Raw genomic sequence first — 15565 nt, forward strand, 5'->3', positions numbered from 1 at the left:
AAAGTTGAACCACTTTGTGATTTATATAAAACTATTACACTTCAAACCCTAAAAAATGACATCAACCAACAACGAAGGCCTACGCCGTGAAATCGGTATTTTGGGCTTAGCTGCCAATACACTTAACCGAACCATCGGAGCAGGAATTTTCGTCTTACCAGCATTTGTCGCCAGTTTTTTGGGCGAAACCAGTATTATTGCATATCTTTTTTGTGGTTTCCTGATGATGCTCATCATGCTTTGCTTTTCAGAAATTGGCAGCAAAATTACCGTCACGGGTGGAGCTTACGCCTACATTCACGCAGCATTTGGGCCTTATGCGGGTTTCTTGGCCAATACGATGTTTTGGTTTGTTGGAATCTTAGCTGATGCCGCCATTGCCAATGCCATGGCCGATACACTAAGTGTTTATTTTCCAATTCTTACTCAACTACCCATTAGAGCAGTATTCTTTTTGTTAGTTTTCGGAATTTTTACCTACATCAATATTCTTGGAGTAAAGCACGGAGATAATATCGTAAAAATAACTACTCTTATCAAACTTATTCCGCTGGTGGTTCTTATCATAGCGGGCTTCTTTGGTACTTCTAACGAAAACCTAAAATGGCATTCCATGCCGAGTATTTCAAAATTAGGTGAAGCTTCTCTCCTACTTTTCTTTGCATTTGCTGGAGGCGAAGCATCATTAAATGTGAGTGGAGAGCTCAAAAATCCACAAAAAGTTGTACCACTTGGCATACTTTCGGGTATGGGTGCAGTTGTGTTGTTTTATATCTTGATTCAAACTGTTTCTCAAGGAGTGCTTGGTGCTGATTTAGTCAATCAAAGTGAAGCCCCATTGGCAGCCGTGGCCAATAAAGTAATTGGGCCATTTGGCTCAACTTTAATGGTTGTAGGAGCAGCATTTTCAATATTTGCGGCATTGAGTGGCTCGGTTTTGTCCTACCCAAGAGTCATTTTTGCGGGTGCCAATAAAGGTTGGATGCCACCAATCATGGCCAAAGTTCACCCAAAATTTGCCACGCCTTATTTCGCAATCATTACTTATGCAGGTTTGGATTTCATTTTCTCGATTTCGGGTGGATTCAAAGAATTAGCCGTAATTGCCAGTGCATCCCTACTAACAGTCTATTTGGGCGTTGTTTTGGCAACTATCAAGCTTCGACTCAATGAAAATGCTAAGACAGATGGTTTTCGACTTCCCGCTGGTATTACCATTCCGATTTTAGCAACTATCTCAATCATCTGGTTTTTGTCGAATTTGGCCGTCAAAGAAATCAGCAGTCTTGCTATCTTTTTGGTGGTTTTAACGGTTATTTATTTTTTAATTACATTTTTCGGAAAAAAGAAAAACAAGGATATAGAAATCTAAGTTGGTATTGATATTCGTTTGTTATTGAAACGAATCATCAAATTATGAAATACCTCACATCAATTCTGTTACTTTTTCTTTTTTCGTGTGAAAGTTCTTCCCAGAATATCAATTCACAATCAAATAATATGACAAACGGCTTATCATATTTAGCTTTAGGCGATAGCTATACCATTGGCGAAAGTGTAGCTGAAAACGAGCGTTGGCCAGTTCAACTGAGTAAAAGTCTGACAAAAAGTGGTGTAGAAGTAGCTTCACCCCAAATAATTGCCCGTACAGGTTGGACAACCGACGAACTAAATGCAAAAATAGTTTCAGAAAAAATTACTAAAACTTATGATTTAGTTTCTTTGCTGATTGGTGTTAATAACCAATATCGTGGACGAAGTATAGAGCAATTCCGAACAGAATTTATTGACCTCCTCGAAACTGCCATTAAGTTTGCTGGGAATAAACCTGAGCGAGTTTTTGTGGTTTCAATTCCTGATTGGGGAGTAACACCATTTGGTGGAAAAGGGCAAAACAAAACGATTTCGGAGCAGATTGATTTATTTAATAAAGTAAAAAAAGAAGAAACCGAGAAAAAAGGTATTCTATTTATTGATATTACACCTATTTCTCGCCAAGCAATTAACGATGCCTCTCTCATTACTGAGGATGGACTGCATCCTTCGGGAAAAATGTATCAGCAATGGGTGGAGAAAATTTTACCAGAATTATTGAAGAAAATAAAACCATAATGATTGAAGATTTTAAGCAAAAAGCACTCAAACTTGATAAAAATGATAAACTCGCTCATTTTAGAAATCAATTTGAAATCGGCGATGAAATATATTTAGATGGGAATTCTTTGGGAAGATTACCCAAGAAAACACTCGAACTCAGCACTAATCTTATTCAAAATCAATGGGGAAAAAGATTGATTAGAAGCTGGAACGAACATTGGATTGAACTACCCAACAAAGTTGCAGCCAAAATTGCTCAGATTGTTGGTGCAAAACCCGATGAAATTTTTGTTGGAGATAGCACTTCAATCAATTTCTATAAATTAGCTTTTGCGGCTCTTAGTTTTCAGAATAATAAAACCAAAATCATTACAGATTCACTTAATTTCCCGACTGACATTTATGTTTTGCAGGGTTTGATTGAGCAACAATTTAAAAATCATTCACTTTCAATCATCAAAAGTGATGATGAAATAAGTATTTCTGATAAAGATATTGAACAGACATTAGATGAAAATACTGCTTTATTAACACTCAGCCATGTGGTTTTCAAGAGTGCATACAAATATAATATGCAGAAAATCAATGACTTAGCACACAAAAAAGGTGTTTTAGTTTTATGGGATTTGAGCCATTCGGCGGGAGCTGTACCAGTAAATCTCAATGAATCTGGTGCAGATATGGCCGTGGGTTGTACGTACAAATATCTCAATGGTGGGCCGGGAGCTCCTGCATTTTTGTATATCAGAAAGGATTTACAAGAAAAACTTTCCAACCCAATTTGGGCATGGTTTAGCCATGACAAACCTTTTGATTTTACGCTGGATTATGAGGTAAAGAATGATATTCAACGTTTTGCTACAGGTACTCCTTCGGTGCTTTCATTGGCAGCAATAGAAGCTGGTTTAGACATCATGATTGAAGCTGGCATGGAAAATCTAAGAGAAAAAAGTGTTGCTCAAAGTAGTTTTTTAATAGAATTAGTTGAAAATCTTTTACAGCCTTTAGGCTTCACGATTGCCTCTCCACTAAACGCAGAAGAACGGGGCTCACATATCTCGATTCAGCATCAAGAAGGGTACAAAATCAACCGAGCGATGATAGAACCAGTTGATGGTTCGCCAAGTATTATTCCAGATTTTCGTCCGCCAAACAATATTAGACTTGGTATTGCACCACTTTACAATACTTTTGAAGAAATATTTCAGACAGTCATTCGCATCAAGAAAATAGTAGAAACAAAAGAATTTGAGCGATTTGGAGATGAAAAACTGACTGTGGTGTAATGTTTTCATAGGATAGGGTTAGCAAACCCTATCCTATGAAAACATTTTTTACTCTTTCTTTGCTCGTGTATTAGATTTAATAGCCGCTGCAATAAAGTCCCACATTTCAGTTGGAATTTCATTTAGGTGATTAAATTCTCCTGCTCCATTTATCCATTCGCCACCATCAATCGTAATTACTTCGCCGTTGATGTAAGAAGAAAAATCAGACATTAAATATGCCGCTAAATTAGCTAATTCTTGATGCTCCCCTACTCGCTTGATTGGCACATTTCCATGGTCAGAGAAGCGTTCTCTTAGGTGTGGAGGAAAAGCCTCTACAGGAAACAATCTGTCCCAAGCACCCTTGGTTGGAAATGGCCCTGGTGCAATAGCATTGAAACGAATGCCATACTTTGCCCACTCAACGGCCAAACTTCGGGTCATTGTTAGAACCCCAGATTTTGCCATTGCCGATGGCACAACATAACCCGAGCCAGTTGAGGCATAGGTAGTTACGATACTCAGCACCGTTGCTGCTTGTTTATGTTCAATCCAATGTTTGCCTAAAGCGAGTGTTGTATAGTAAGTCCCTTTCAATACAATATCAACAATCGTATCAATGGCTCGATGCGAAAGACGTTCGGTTGGAGAAATAAAATTTCCAGCGGCATTATTCAACAAACCGTTGATTTGTCCAAACTCAGCCAAAGTTTTATCTTTCATGGCTTCAATAGCACCATAATCTCTCACATCACAGGCGATTGGCAATATTTTACCTCCAGTTGCTTGGCCGAGTTCATGGGCGGTTTCTTCCAAAACTGCCAGTTTTCTACTTGTAATCACCACATTTGCCCCAAGTTCAAGAAAATATTTCGACATTGATTTGCCAAGTCCAGTTCCGCCACCAGTCACAATAAAAGTTTTTCCATCTAAAGCTCCATCTCTGAGCATAGGTTCGTTATACGCCATTATTATTTGATTTTTGATGTTGAATAATGCGTAAATCTAAAACAAAAAAGCCACAAATGATTGTTTCATCTGTGGCTTTTTTAAGAAAAAATATCACTAAAATTATTTAGCAGCTACGATTTTAACATCAACTTGGAAGTTGTCGTTAATCATTTTGTCACCGATTGTATCGAAGAAAGATTTTGAAGCATATTTGCTACCAAATTTCGTACGGTCAACTTCAAATTTAGCAGTTGCAGTAGCACCTTTTGTATCTACTGTTACAACCGAAGGGAATGTAATTGGTTGTGTAACACCGTTGATTGTCAAATCGCCAGTTACATCATAGTTACCATTACCTTTTGCAGTCGCTTTTTTGATTTTCAAAGTTGCAGTTGGGTATTTTGCTACATCAAAGAAATCTGGAGTTGTCAAGTGACCAATTAATTTTGCATTGTAACCAGCATCAGTCAAATCTAAACATTTGATAGATTTCATATCAATTGTAAACTCACCACCTTGCAATTTTCCACCGTTTACAACTAAGCTACCACTTTGAATACCAATTGTACCGTTATGCTCACCAGTTACTTTTTTACCAAGCCAGTTGAAAGTACTTGCTTTTGTATCTACTTTCAATGCCACAGGAGCAGCTTTTTTTCCACCATCAGCCATTGCTGAAACACTTACCAATGCAGCTAATACTGCAACCATCAAATTTTTAACAACTTTCATTTTGAACTAAATTAGAATTAAAAAAATATAATTAAATAATAAATTGCACTGTTAATCTTCGCTTCCACGCAGCTTATCTAAAAGTCGGCTTAGCGTTTCGGCTTCTTCATCTGATAAAAAATGATTACTTTTTTCCCACGTAGCCTGTATTTCATCTATTTGTTTTAACACTTGTGAGCCTGATTCAGTTATTCTGATGTCACAAGCTCTTCGGTCATCAGCATTATCGCATCTCGACACATAACCCTTTAATAAAAGTTTATCAACCAATCTTGAGGCATTCGACATTTTATCGAGCATACGCTCAATGATGCCATTAACAGTAATCGGATTTGGGTACTGTCCTCTCAAAATTCTCAATACATTGTATTGTTGAGCCGATAAATCGAATGGTTTTAGTAAACCTTGCTGCTCTGAACTCATCCAGTTGGATGTGTACATTATATTTACAACCACTTTTTGGTAAGTACTCTTAAATGGTTTTTGTTGCTTAATATCTTTTTCGATTGACATAATTATATTTTTATTTAGTTCAATGCAAATATAATACATTGACAATATATGTCTATACATATAATACAGTAACTGATTATTTTTAGTTCAATGTCTTCAATAAAAAATTAGAAATTCTTTATCAAAACATTTATAATTGCTTATTTTCATCAACAAAAATGCTGATAATGAGAGGTTTAATGAAGAAAAAAAATATTTTAAAAAAATCTAAAAAAACTTTCAAAGTTTTAAACTATTGGTAGAATTTGGTCGATTAGAAACAAAATTATCTCAAAGGAATAATGGATGGAGCTGAAATATCAAAGTCACGAAGTTTGAGTGGTTGAGAGCCATCAAAAGCAAATCTAAACGGCGAAGAAATATCTGGTATATTCGGATAATAACCTAATCGAATCTGGAAAGTATTAAAAGTTAGGTTTTCGTTTCTGATTCTAAAACCAATTCCATAACCCTGATAGACTTTACTTTCAATCAATAATTTATCTTTTAGGCTTACTAAACCTAAGTTGGCGAAAGCAAAATGGGCAATTCTAAATCCGAAAATACTCTTGTGAGAAAACAAGACGGTCTCAAAGCCCAAAGTTAGTCTTTTGTCGCCTCGCAATCCTTCACTATTTACACCGACAATGCCATCTCGACCGCTGATATTCAAATAGTCGAGAGCATCTCGATTGAAGCCGTAAGTAAAGCCTAAATTAATAAATTGTCGGGTTTGGGATTTGCCAATTCTCATCAATGGACTAAAATAGAAACTTTGAATACCTACTACTCCTTGTTGGGTTTGCTTTTGCTTTAGATATGTGCCAGCATTTGCCAAAACATACAGATAACCTTTGTCGGCTGGCAAATATTTTCCTTTGGCAAATTGCATTCCAGCATAGCCACGATTACCAAACTCAGTATTTTCAGTGCCAAGTGTAAAAGCAAATAGATTTCCAACGGGAACGTCTTCGGTTCGACCAAAGCCATAAATCAAGAAATCTCGTTGATAATTCCGATTAGAATAACCAATACTTGCCAACCAATTCGTGCGATTCCAATAAATTTTATTTGTATCAACGCTTACTTCTGGGCGTTTCCGGTATTCAAAACTACTTCGGCGAAGTGCTACAATGAGTTGTTTACTTCTTTGCATTGGGTCAAGTCTGAAAGCTCTTCCGTACCAAACATCTGAATAAAAATAACTTACAGGATAAGTAAAGGCACTATCTATTTTATTGATTATCAGTTTTTTATACTCACGCACACGAGTATATCCCAATTCGACTGAGCCAGCATTTCGAGTTTCGACAGTAAGAAAAGGACGAAATATCTGAGCCGAATATTGAGCTAAATCTCGTTCGTTGATAAGTTTTAATTGTCCCGAAATGAAACTCCTGCCAATGTAAGGAAGTGTATAAATACTTCGCCAGCCCAATCTCTGATATGGGTCATCAGCCTTCCACGTAATTTTATTCAGAAACGAATGGCCACGCCCTTGAAAGTTTCGGTCTTCAAAGCCGAACATAAAATTCCGAAAACTATCGCCCGAAACATCAAAGTTTATTGACCAAACATCTTGTGTCAGCACCAAAACATCAACCATCCAATTTGCATTTGGGCGTTCGATGATGTAAATACGGGCATCGTGAATAATTGGGTTGGCACGCAAAAGACGTTCGTTATCTTTGAGGGTTTGAGGGTTCAGTTTATCGCCTTCATTAAAAAGCAGAAAGGATTGTCGGATAACTTTTTCACGAGTATTATAATGGAAAGTTTTACTGGCAAAATGTTCGATTTTAGAGCCTTTACGAGTTGTATCATTGACACTTGGCCCGAAAATTTCGAGTTTTTTAATAATAATTTTACCTATGATTTTACCATCATACTTTTCAAACGGATTTATTTCAATCTCCTTAATTTCTTTGTTTTGGTTAGAATTATAAACATCCCGAAAAACAGCCCCGTAGATACTTTTCCCAACTTTACTCTTATTCATTTTTTGTTTCAGCTTCGAATACATGATGCTATCCTCAACAGATTTTCCGCTATCAAGGCTATCAGAAAGGCTTTTTTGGGCTAAAGCTGTATTCAAAAACAAAACAAATATGATAAACAAATACTTCATGTCTCAATTTAAGAATTTTTCATTGATTCGGACTTAAATTTAAAATTAAGACTGATAATTGGCTAAAAATAACGAATTTCGCCCCTTGAAAATCTAAGAAACTTTATGAAATTATCAAAACCATTAGTTTTAGCATCAAATTCTCCACGCCGAAAAGAAATCATGCACAATGCTGGCTATGAATTTACGGTAAAAGTGATACCAACGGATGAAAACTTTTCAGCAAATATGCCAGTTGAAGAAGTTCCTGTTTTTTTGGCACGTACTAAAGCTGAGTGTTTTCGAGAAAACCTTCAAGATGAAATCATTCTTTGTGCTGATACCGTGGTGATTATCGACCAAGAAAATAAAAAGAGTACCATCTTAAATAAGCCTGCCAACCACGCCGAAGCAAAAGAAATGCTCAGAATGTTGAGCGGACGAGTTCATCGAGTGATTACGGGCGTATGTGTAATGACCTCCGATGAAACTATCGGTTTTGCGGATACTTCGTATGTACATTTTAAGGAATTGAGCGACTGGGAAATTGATTATTACATTGAGCGTTGTAAACCGTTCGATAAAGCGGGAGCCTATGGAGTACAAGATTTTATTGGAATGATTGGGATTCCGAAAATTGAAGGTTCGTTTTATACCGTAATGGGTTTGCCGATTCATCGAGTTTATGAGGTGCTGGAAAAGTATGTTCTCAGAAATTAATTGTATTTTTACGAAATACTTTAACCTTATACGACAATGAAACGCATCTTACTACAATGCACACTACTTCTATTTGCACTGCAACAGTCTTTTAGTCAAGCTGTTACGACAGATTCCTACTTTCCGAATGGAGATAAAGAAATTACACTAATCTTTGATTTAAAACAAGCTAAGGATGTTCGGGTGGCTGGTTTACTCGGCAAAACCTCCGATGTTTTTCTATGGTCAGGTGCTGGAACGGCCGATAATGCTTTTGAGTTTCAGCCTACTGGACAAACAAATTTCGGAGTTCCATTTGAAATGGGACGAATGACTTCATTGGGCAACGACCGTTGGAGCATCAAACTAAAGCCTCGTGATTATTTCAAAGTTCCTGTTGGACGAACCATCAAAAAACTTGGTTTATTGCTCAAAAGTGGTGATGGGAAAGCCCAAACTGAGGATTTTATTTTGGATTTATTCGACGATAAATTGGTTTATAAAGTAATAGAACCTGACTTAAATAAAATTTTTGAAGCCAATGAGACGATTAGAGTAAAAATAAAAACTTCAAAAATTGTTGATTCAATTATATTAAATGGACAAGGTTTTTTAAATACAGATTCTGCGTCCATTATCTCACCCGCTGGTTCTCCTTTTGTTACTCTTACTATAATTAGTGGTAATGAATTTATAAAAGAACCCATAAAGTTTACAATCAAACCCCAAAATACAGTCTTGAACTTACCCCCCAATATTAAAGACGGCATTAACTATATCAATGATAATACCGTTACATTTTCGTTTTTTGCTCCAAAGAAAAGTTTTGTTTACCTCATCGGCGAATTCAATGATTGGCAAATCGACCCAAAATACTTGATGAATCAAACGCCTGATGGCGAACGTTATTGGCTCACTATCAATAACTTAGAAAAAGGAAAAGAATATGCTTTTCAATATTTGATTGATGGTAAAACGGCCGTTGGCGACCCATTTTGTGAAAAAATACTCGACCCAAAATTTGATTCCGAAATTTTGTCAAGCACCTACCCCGACCTCAAACTTTATCCATCAAAAAATACTTATGGTGGCACAGTTTCGGTACTTCAAACTGGACAAACGCCATATAATTGGAAAGTGAAAGATTTCAAACGCCCTGCTAAAGAGAAATTGGTTATTTATGAGCTTCTGGTGCGTGATTTTATTAATTCTCGCAAATACCGAGAAGTGGCCGATTCGATTTCATATTTCAAGCGATTAGGTATAAACGCCCTAGAACTGATGCCAATCAATGAATTTACAGCCAATAATTCTTGGGGCTATAATCCGACTTATTACACCGCTCCCGATAAAGCCTACGGTACAAAAGATGATTTGAAATATTTGATTGATAAATGCCACGAAAATGGCATTGCGATTATTCTTGATGTGGTTTTCAATCATGCCGATTATGAGTTTCCATATACAAAAGCTTATTGGGGTGGCTCACAACCTGCGGCTGATAGTCCATTTCAAAATCCGACTGCTCCGCACTTGTATTCGGTTTTCTTTGATTTTAATCACGAAAGTACTGCCACGCAAAACTATTTCGACAGAGTTCTGGAGTTTTGGTTGAAAGAATATAAAGTAGATGGATATCGCTTTGATTTATCGAAAGGGTTTACACAAAGAAAATCATTGACTGATTCTCAGATGTCAGCATACGATGAGAACAGAATCAAGGCCTTGAAACATTTTTATGACAAAATCAGAGCATTTGATAAGGACTCTTATTTGATTTTAGAACATTTTGCCGAAAATGCCGAAGAAATTGAACTCGCAAACTACGGTTTTATGCTTTGGGGAAATCAGAATGGAGCTGCTCGAAATAATGTAAAAGGCACAAATAATAGTTTTTCGGGACTGAATTATAAATTTAAAGGCTGGAACGAACCCAATTTGGTTGGATACATAGAAAGCCACGATGAGGAGCGAATTGTGTATGACGCTCTCAATAATGGACGAAATGAAGTAAAGAATTTAGCCACAGTTCTCGAACGCTCGAAAGCGGTAGCGGCCTTGTTTTTTGCCTATCCTGGTCCAAAAATGCTTTGGCAGTTTGGTGAGTTTGGCTACGATGTAAACATAGATTTTAACGGAAGAACAGGTATAAAACCACAAAAATGGGAATATCTGAAAGATGAAAACCGACTAAAATTATTTAAAGTTTATGCCGAGCTAATCAAACTCAAAACTACGCAAGCGGCGTTTACTTCAAAAGAATTTAATGAATCTACTGGTGATGTTGTGAAACAAGTAGCTTTAAATCACAGTTCGATGAATGTACGAATCGTTGCCAATTTGAGTATCAATAGCGAAACAGCCAATGTCAATTTTGAATCGACTGGCAAATGGTATGACTATTTTACGGGACAAGAAATCAATGTTAATGAAGCTACTCCTCGTATCAATTTAGCTGCGGGCGAATTTCATATTTTCACGAATGTAAAATTACCAACGCCAGAAGCCAATTTAGTGCCATGGAAAGGCGATTTTACGATAACGGCTAATGAAATTTCATCGAATAATTCAAAATTTCAAATCTACCCCAACCCAACAAGCGATAAAATAACCTTGAAACTCAACGGAGAAAAAACGAAAATTTCGATAGAAGATATTTGGGGCAAAACTTTGTTTCAAACCGAAACCAAAGAAATCGAACCAAGTATAGATTTATCGGGTTATTCGTCAGGAATGTATTTTATTCGTACCATTCAAAAAGGCAAAGCCCGAACAACGAAAATATTCAAAAATTAAAAGCGGATTTCTGACTCCGTTTCACAAAACTCATGACCAAAGACGAATTAGTAATTTTCTATAACGAACCCGACGAAAAGGTATATGTAAAAGTACCCGCAGGGCTGGAAACACACTACCAATTATCAAACCTATCAGGTAAAATCCTGCAAGAAGCTGTTCACGAAAAAGCTTTACATGATTTCGATTTATCAGGTCTTCCCGAAGGTATTTATTTTGTAATTGTCAATCAAGATGATGTAATTCGGTCGAAGAAGATTATTAGGAATTTGGATTGATTGCAGTAGAAAAAACTTATATTTGTTTTAAAATATTACAATTATGACAGCAATAAGCGAACTTGAAAATCCAATTTCTACGGAATTGCCAAAAACTCTTGCTGAATTTTTGGAGTGGGAACAGCCACTTGATGGCTTTAAGTATGAGTGGAACGATGGCGAAATAATACAGTTTTCTAAGATGGATAAAAGACAGATTTTTATATTCGTTAGATTAAATAAACTTTTTTTCGAGAGAGTAAAAATGAATAATGGTTCATTAGCATCAGAATACGAAACAATGCTAAGTCCTATTCAGATGAGAAGACCAGATATTGTTTACTTAACAGATGAACAAGCAACTGAGGAAAGAAATGGCATTGATGTAATTCCCGAGTTTATTATCGAAGTAATTTCAACGAATGATAAACCCTACCAGATTGAGAAAAAAATAACAGAATATTTTAAAGCAGGAGTAAAAGTAGTTTGGAATATTTTACCAGAACCTGAATTGGTTTATGTCTATACCTCTCGCAAGCAAGTTCAGATTTGTATGGATGATGATATTTGCTCAGCAGCACCAGTTTTACCTGAATTTGAGGTAAAAGTTAGCGAGATTTTTGCTTAGTTATAATAATGAAAAAATACTGTTTAATTTTTCTTTCAATATTTTTCTTTAGTTCTTGCAATTCTTATAAAGACTTGCCAACTTTCACCGAAAACCCAACTTGGAAAACCCAAGAAATTCCTGCCACAGCACAAGCCGTTACTGGAAATGCAGAAGCGGGTTATAAATATCTGACCGAAGGTGATTATATCGGAGGTGGTACCCCCTTTGATATAATGAAAAATAAAATGCTAAAAAAGCCCGATACCGTTTTAGCTCGAAGTGGCGATAATCAATTGGCCTTTTATTGGGGCAATGTGTTTAAAACTACCAACGGCACAAAAGTATTTGCAGGTAATTGTCTTACGTGCCATTCTTCAGCACTAAATGGCAAAGTTGTTCTGGGTTTGGGAAATAGCTTTGCTGATTTCAAAAAAAGTCAGGCTAAAACGACCAAACTCTTGAGGTTGTTGGTTAGTTTAAAATACAAAAAAAATAGCCCAGAAAGACAAGCTTTCGAGCCTTACGGGAATTCAATAAAAGTCTTACCATCTTACATTATCACCAATAACTCGGGAGTAAACCCTGCATTTAGATTAGAAGAAGCTTGCACAATTTATCGTAATCCAGTTGATTTATTACATCAAAAGAAAGCTAATTTTAAACCAATTAACTATACCTTGGCGTCGGATATCCCCCCACTTTGGAATATCGCCAAGAAAAATGCTCTTTATTATAACGGTATGGGGCGTGGAAGTATGACTAAATTATTGATGCAAGCATCACTCTTAGGTATTCCCGATACTACCACCGCTCGAAAAGTACATGAAAATTTTGATGATATATTGTCATGGCTAAAATCAATTACACCGCCACCCTACCCACAAGAAATTGATAAAGTTAAACTTGTAGCTGGTCAAACAGTATTTGAAAAAAATTGCAGTAATTGTCATGGTACTTATGGTAATAAAAGCAAATTTCCGAATAAACTTGTCGCTTTAAATATCGTAAAAACAGACCCACTTTATGCCCGATATTTTAGTCAAAACTCACATTTGGTTGAATGGTATAACAAAAGTTGGTTTGCAAATTCTACTCCAAAATCAACACTTCAAGCCGAAGATGGCTATGTTTCTCCGCCATTAGATGGTATTTGGGCTTCTGCACCGTACTTACACAACGGTTCTGTACCAACGCTTGAAGATTTGTTGAATAGCTCTCAACGCCCAACAAAATGGCAAAGAAGCTCGTCAAGTTATGATTATGACTACCAAAAAGTTGGCTGGAAATATACGATTCCGACAAAGAATAAAGGAAATGGAATCTACGATACTAAACTGCCAGGGTATAGCAATGCTGGACATACTTTTGGAGATAAACTAAGCACTGAAGAAAGAGCAAATCTAATTGAATACTTGAAAAGTCTATAAAACAAAAAAGGTTTGCAACCAAAATTGCAAACCTTTTCTATTATATATCAAGAAGTAATAACCAGTTTACCAATAACCAGTCACAAATTTTCCAATTATCTATTCATTGTCAACAAAAACTCTTCGTTATTACGAGTTCCTTTCATTTTATCAAGTAAGAATTCCATAGTTTCCATTGGATTCATATCGGCCATGAATTTACGCAATAACCACACTTTTTGTAATGAATCTTTATCCATCAACAAATCTTCACGGCGTGTACCTGATGCCAAAATATCAATCGCAGGATAAACACGTTTGTTCGATAATTTACGGTCGAGTTGGAGTTCCATATTACCCGTACCCTTAAATTCTTCAAAGATAACCTCATCCATTTTCGAGCCTGTATCAATCAAAGCCGTTGCGATAATCGTCAACGAACCACCATTTTCTACATTACGAGCTGCACCAAAGAAACGTTTTGGTTTGTGAAGGGCATTGGCATCAACACCACCCGAAAGTATTTTACCAGATGATGGAATAACAGTATTATAAGCACGAGCCAAACGAGTGATTGAGTCAAGCAAGATAACTACATCGTGTCCGCACTCAACTAAGCGTTTTGCTTTTTCTAAAACCACGCCCGAAACTTTTACGTGACGGTCGGCAGTTTCATCAAAAGTAGAAGCAATTACCTCGGCACGCACGCTGCGTTGCATGTCAGTAACCTCCTCTGGGCGTTCGTCAATCAACAAGATAATCAAATAAACCTCTGGATGATTACGTGTGATGGCATTGGCAATTTCCTTCAATAAAACCGTTTTACCAGTTTTTGGCTGTGCCACAATCATACCACGTTGACCTTTTCCGATGGGTGCAAATAAGTCAAGTACACGAGTAGAATATACGTCTGGTCGGCTGCTTAATTTGATTTGTTCTTCGGGGAAGAGTGGAGTGAGGTATTCAAACGGAATACGGTCACGGATTTCTTCGGTAGTTTTACCATTTACCGATAAAACTTTCAAAAGAGCAAAGTATTTTTCACCTTCTTTTGGTGGGCGAATCGCACCTTTTACGGTATCACCAGTTTTTAAACCAAACAATTTGATTTGCGAAGGCGACACATAAATATCATCGGGACTTGCCAAATAATTATAATCCGCTGAACGAAGGAAACCGTAGCCACCTTCTTGCATGATTTCTAAAACACCTTCGTTTTCAATAATTCCATCAAATTCTTTAATAAGGTTATTGAATTGTTTCTTGATGTCTTTGGTGTAAGTATCGACGTAGCGTTTATCTTCTTTTGGTTCTGGAATATCAGGTATAATGTCTTCGGTCAAGCGGGCAAACTCATCCATTTCAGCATCAATGGCAGCTAAGTCAAAGTCTGCGGGTTCTTCCAGATTCAATATTGGTTCTTCGTCGGCTGCTTGCATATCAGAGAAAACCTCTGACTGGGCAGGCACTGGTTTCTGTTTTTCAAATGATTTTTTATTATCATGCTTCTTGAAACCTTCCGATTTTGTATTTGCTTTTTCTGCAATAGGTTGTACTTTTTCTTGCGGCTGCGAAATCTCCTCTACAACCTCAGTAGCAGCAGGTTTTTCGTCAGTTTTAGGTAAGCGTTTTCTATTTTTTATTCCTTTATCTTCTTTAAAGAGGGGTTGTTCGATAGGCTGATTTGCAGTAGAATCTGAGGCAACACTTTTGGGAGTATTAAAGATGGAGGCAGAACTTTGATTCTCTAAAATCTTTTCGATTAATTCGGTCTTAGAGGCAGTTCTGACATCTTTAATGCCGAGTTCTATACAAATTTTCCTTAACTCTGATAGAAGTTTAAGATTCAGTTCTTCTGATGTGTACATACGAGAAAATTAACAAGACGTTAAAATTGCTATTGATTAGCGGTTAGAATTTTTAATAAGATGTATTTCGGAAAAGACACTTCCAAGTTTTATTAGAATTTAATCAAATACTCGGGGATTACTCGAAAAAAAACGGAAACTTTGCTCGGATACAATTGGCTGAATCAAGAATTTTCTGTTGAGAATAGATGAGCCGATTGAAGTGTTTTGTTGGATTTGAATGCAATTATATAGCCTTTTTTTTGTATTCACAAATATTTATCAAAAAAATTACCCTTAAAC

13 protein-coding genes are annotated in these 15565 nt (G+C 36.5%); 8 read left to right on the forward strand and 5 right to left on the reverse strand.

Annotated features, from left to right (window positions below; translation table 11 throughout):
* Window positions 1-55: 55 nt before the first annotated feature.
* The 3 genes from IEX65_RS11420 to kynU all read left to right on the forward strand — a co-directional run bounded on the left by IEX65_RS11420 (window position 56) and on the right by kynU (window position 3383).
* Window positions 56-1372 carry an APC family permease gene (locus tag IEX65_RS11420; RefSeq protein WP_188766192.1) on the forward strand — a complete coding sequence of 439 codons (1317 nt, stop codon included), beginning with the start codon at window positions 56-58 and terminating at the stop codon, window positions 1370-1372.
* Between the two features lie 128 nt (window positions 1373-1500).
* Complete coding sequence (locus IEX65_RS11425; protein ID WP_229250638.1) at window positions 1501-2112, forward strand: SGNH/GDSL hydrolase family protein; 612 nt, start codon at window positions 1501-1503, stop codon at window positions 2110-2112.
* Complete coding sequence (gene kynU, locus IEX65_RS11430) at window positions 2112-3383, forward strand: kynureninase (RefSeq protein WP_229250640.1); 1272 nt, start codon at window positions 2112-2114, stop codon at window positions 3381-3383. Before IEX65_RS11425 ends, kynU begins: the two co-directional genes overlap by 1 nt.
* Window positions 3384-3431: 48 nt before the next feature.
* On the opposite strand, the gene IEX65_RS11435 is transcribed toward kynU, so the two are convergent.
* From IEX65_RS11435 to IEX65_RS11450, 4 genes are all read right to left on the reverse strand, one after another.
* Window positions 3432-4334: an SDR family oxidoreductase gene (locus IEX65_RS11435; RefSeq protein ID WP_188766195.1), complete on the reverse strand. Its 903-nt coding sequence runs from the start codon at window positions 4332-4334 to the stop codon at window positions 3432-3434.
* Window positions 4335-4436: 102 nt separating this feature from the next.
* A complete protein-coding gene (locus IEX65_RS11440) occupies window positions 4437-5048 on the reverse strand; it encodes a YceI family protein (RefSeq protein WP_188766196.1) in 612 nt (203 codons plus the stop codon).
* 51 nt (window positions 5049-5099) lie between these two features.
* The gene (locus IEX65_RS11445) at window positions 5100-5561 is read right to left on the reverse strand and encodes a MarR family winged helix-turn-helix transcriptional regulator (protein WP_188766197.1); all 462 of its coding nucleotides are present in this window, start codon (window positions 5559-5561) and stop codon (window positions 5100-5102) included.
* Window positions 5562-5826: 265 nt separating this feature from the next.
* Window positions 5827-7668, reverse strand: coding sequence for a BamA/TamA family outer membrane protein (locus tag IEX65_RS11450; RefSeq protein ID WP_188766198.1), 1842 nt, complete (start codon window positions 7666-7668; stop codon window positions 5827-5829).
* A gap of 105 nt (window positions 7669-7773) precedes the next feature.
* Here IEX65_RS11450 and IEX65_RS11455 point away from each other — a divergent pair, with 105 nt between their 5' ends.
* The 5 genes from IEX65_RS11455 to IEX65_RS11475 are packed head-to-tail and all read left to right on the forward strand — an operon-like array spanning window position 7774 to window position 13436.
* Window positions 7774-8367, forward strand: coding sequence for a Maf family protein (locus tag IEX65_RS11455; protein ID WP_188766199.1), 594 nt, complete (start codon window positions 7774-7776; stop codon window positions 8365-8367).
* Between the two features lie 36 nt (window positions 8368-8403).
* A complete protein-coding gene (locus IEX65_RS11460) occupies window positions 8404-11142 on the forward strand; it encodes an alpha-amylase family glycosyl hydrolase (protein WP_188766200.1) in 2739 nt (912 codons plus the stop codon).
* A gap of 32 nt (window positions 11143-11174) precedes the next feature.
* Window positions 11175-11420 carry a T9SS type A sorting domain-containing protein gene (locus IEX65_RS11465; RefSeq protein WP_188766201.1) on the forward strand — a complete coding sequence of 82 codons (246 nt, stop codon included), beginning with the start codon at window positions 11175-11177 and terminating at the stop codon, window positions 11418-11420.
* A 43-nt stretch (window positions 11421-11463) separates the two neighbouring features.
* A complete protein-coding gene (locus IEX65_RS11470; protein WP_188766202.1) occupies window positions 11464-12027 on the forward strand; it encodes a Uma2 family endonuclease in 564 nt (187 codons plus the stop codon).
* 8 nt (window positions 12028-12035) lie between these two features.
* A complete protein-coding gene (locus IEX65_RS11475; RefSeq protein ID WP_188766203.1) occupies window positions 12036-13436 on the forward strand; it encodes a c-type cytochrome in 1401 nt (466 codons plus the stop codon).
* Between the two features lie 95 nt (window positions 13437-13531).
* On the opposite strand, the gene rho is transcribed toward IEX65_RS11475, so the two are convergent.
* A complete protein-coding gene (gene rho / locus IEX65_RS11480) occupies window positions 13532-15283 on the reverse strand; it encodes a transcription termination factor Rho (protein WP_188766204.1) in 1752 nt (583 codons plus the stop codon).
* Window positions 15284-15565 lie beyond the last annotated feature (282 nt).

The organism is Emticicia aquatilis (genome assembly GCF_014644295.1).
Taxonomy (GTDB): domain Bacteria; phylum Bacteroidota; class Bacteroidia; order Cytophagales; family Spirosomataceae; genus Emticicia; species Emticicia aquatilis.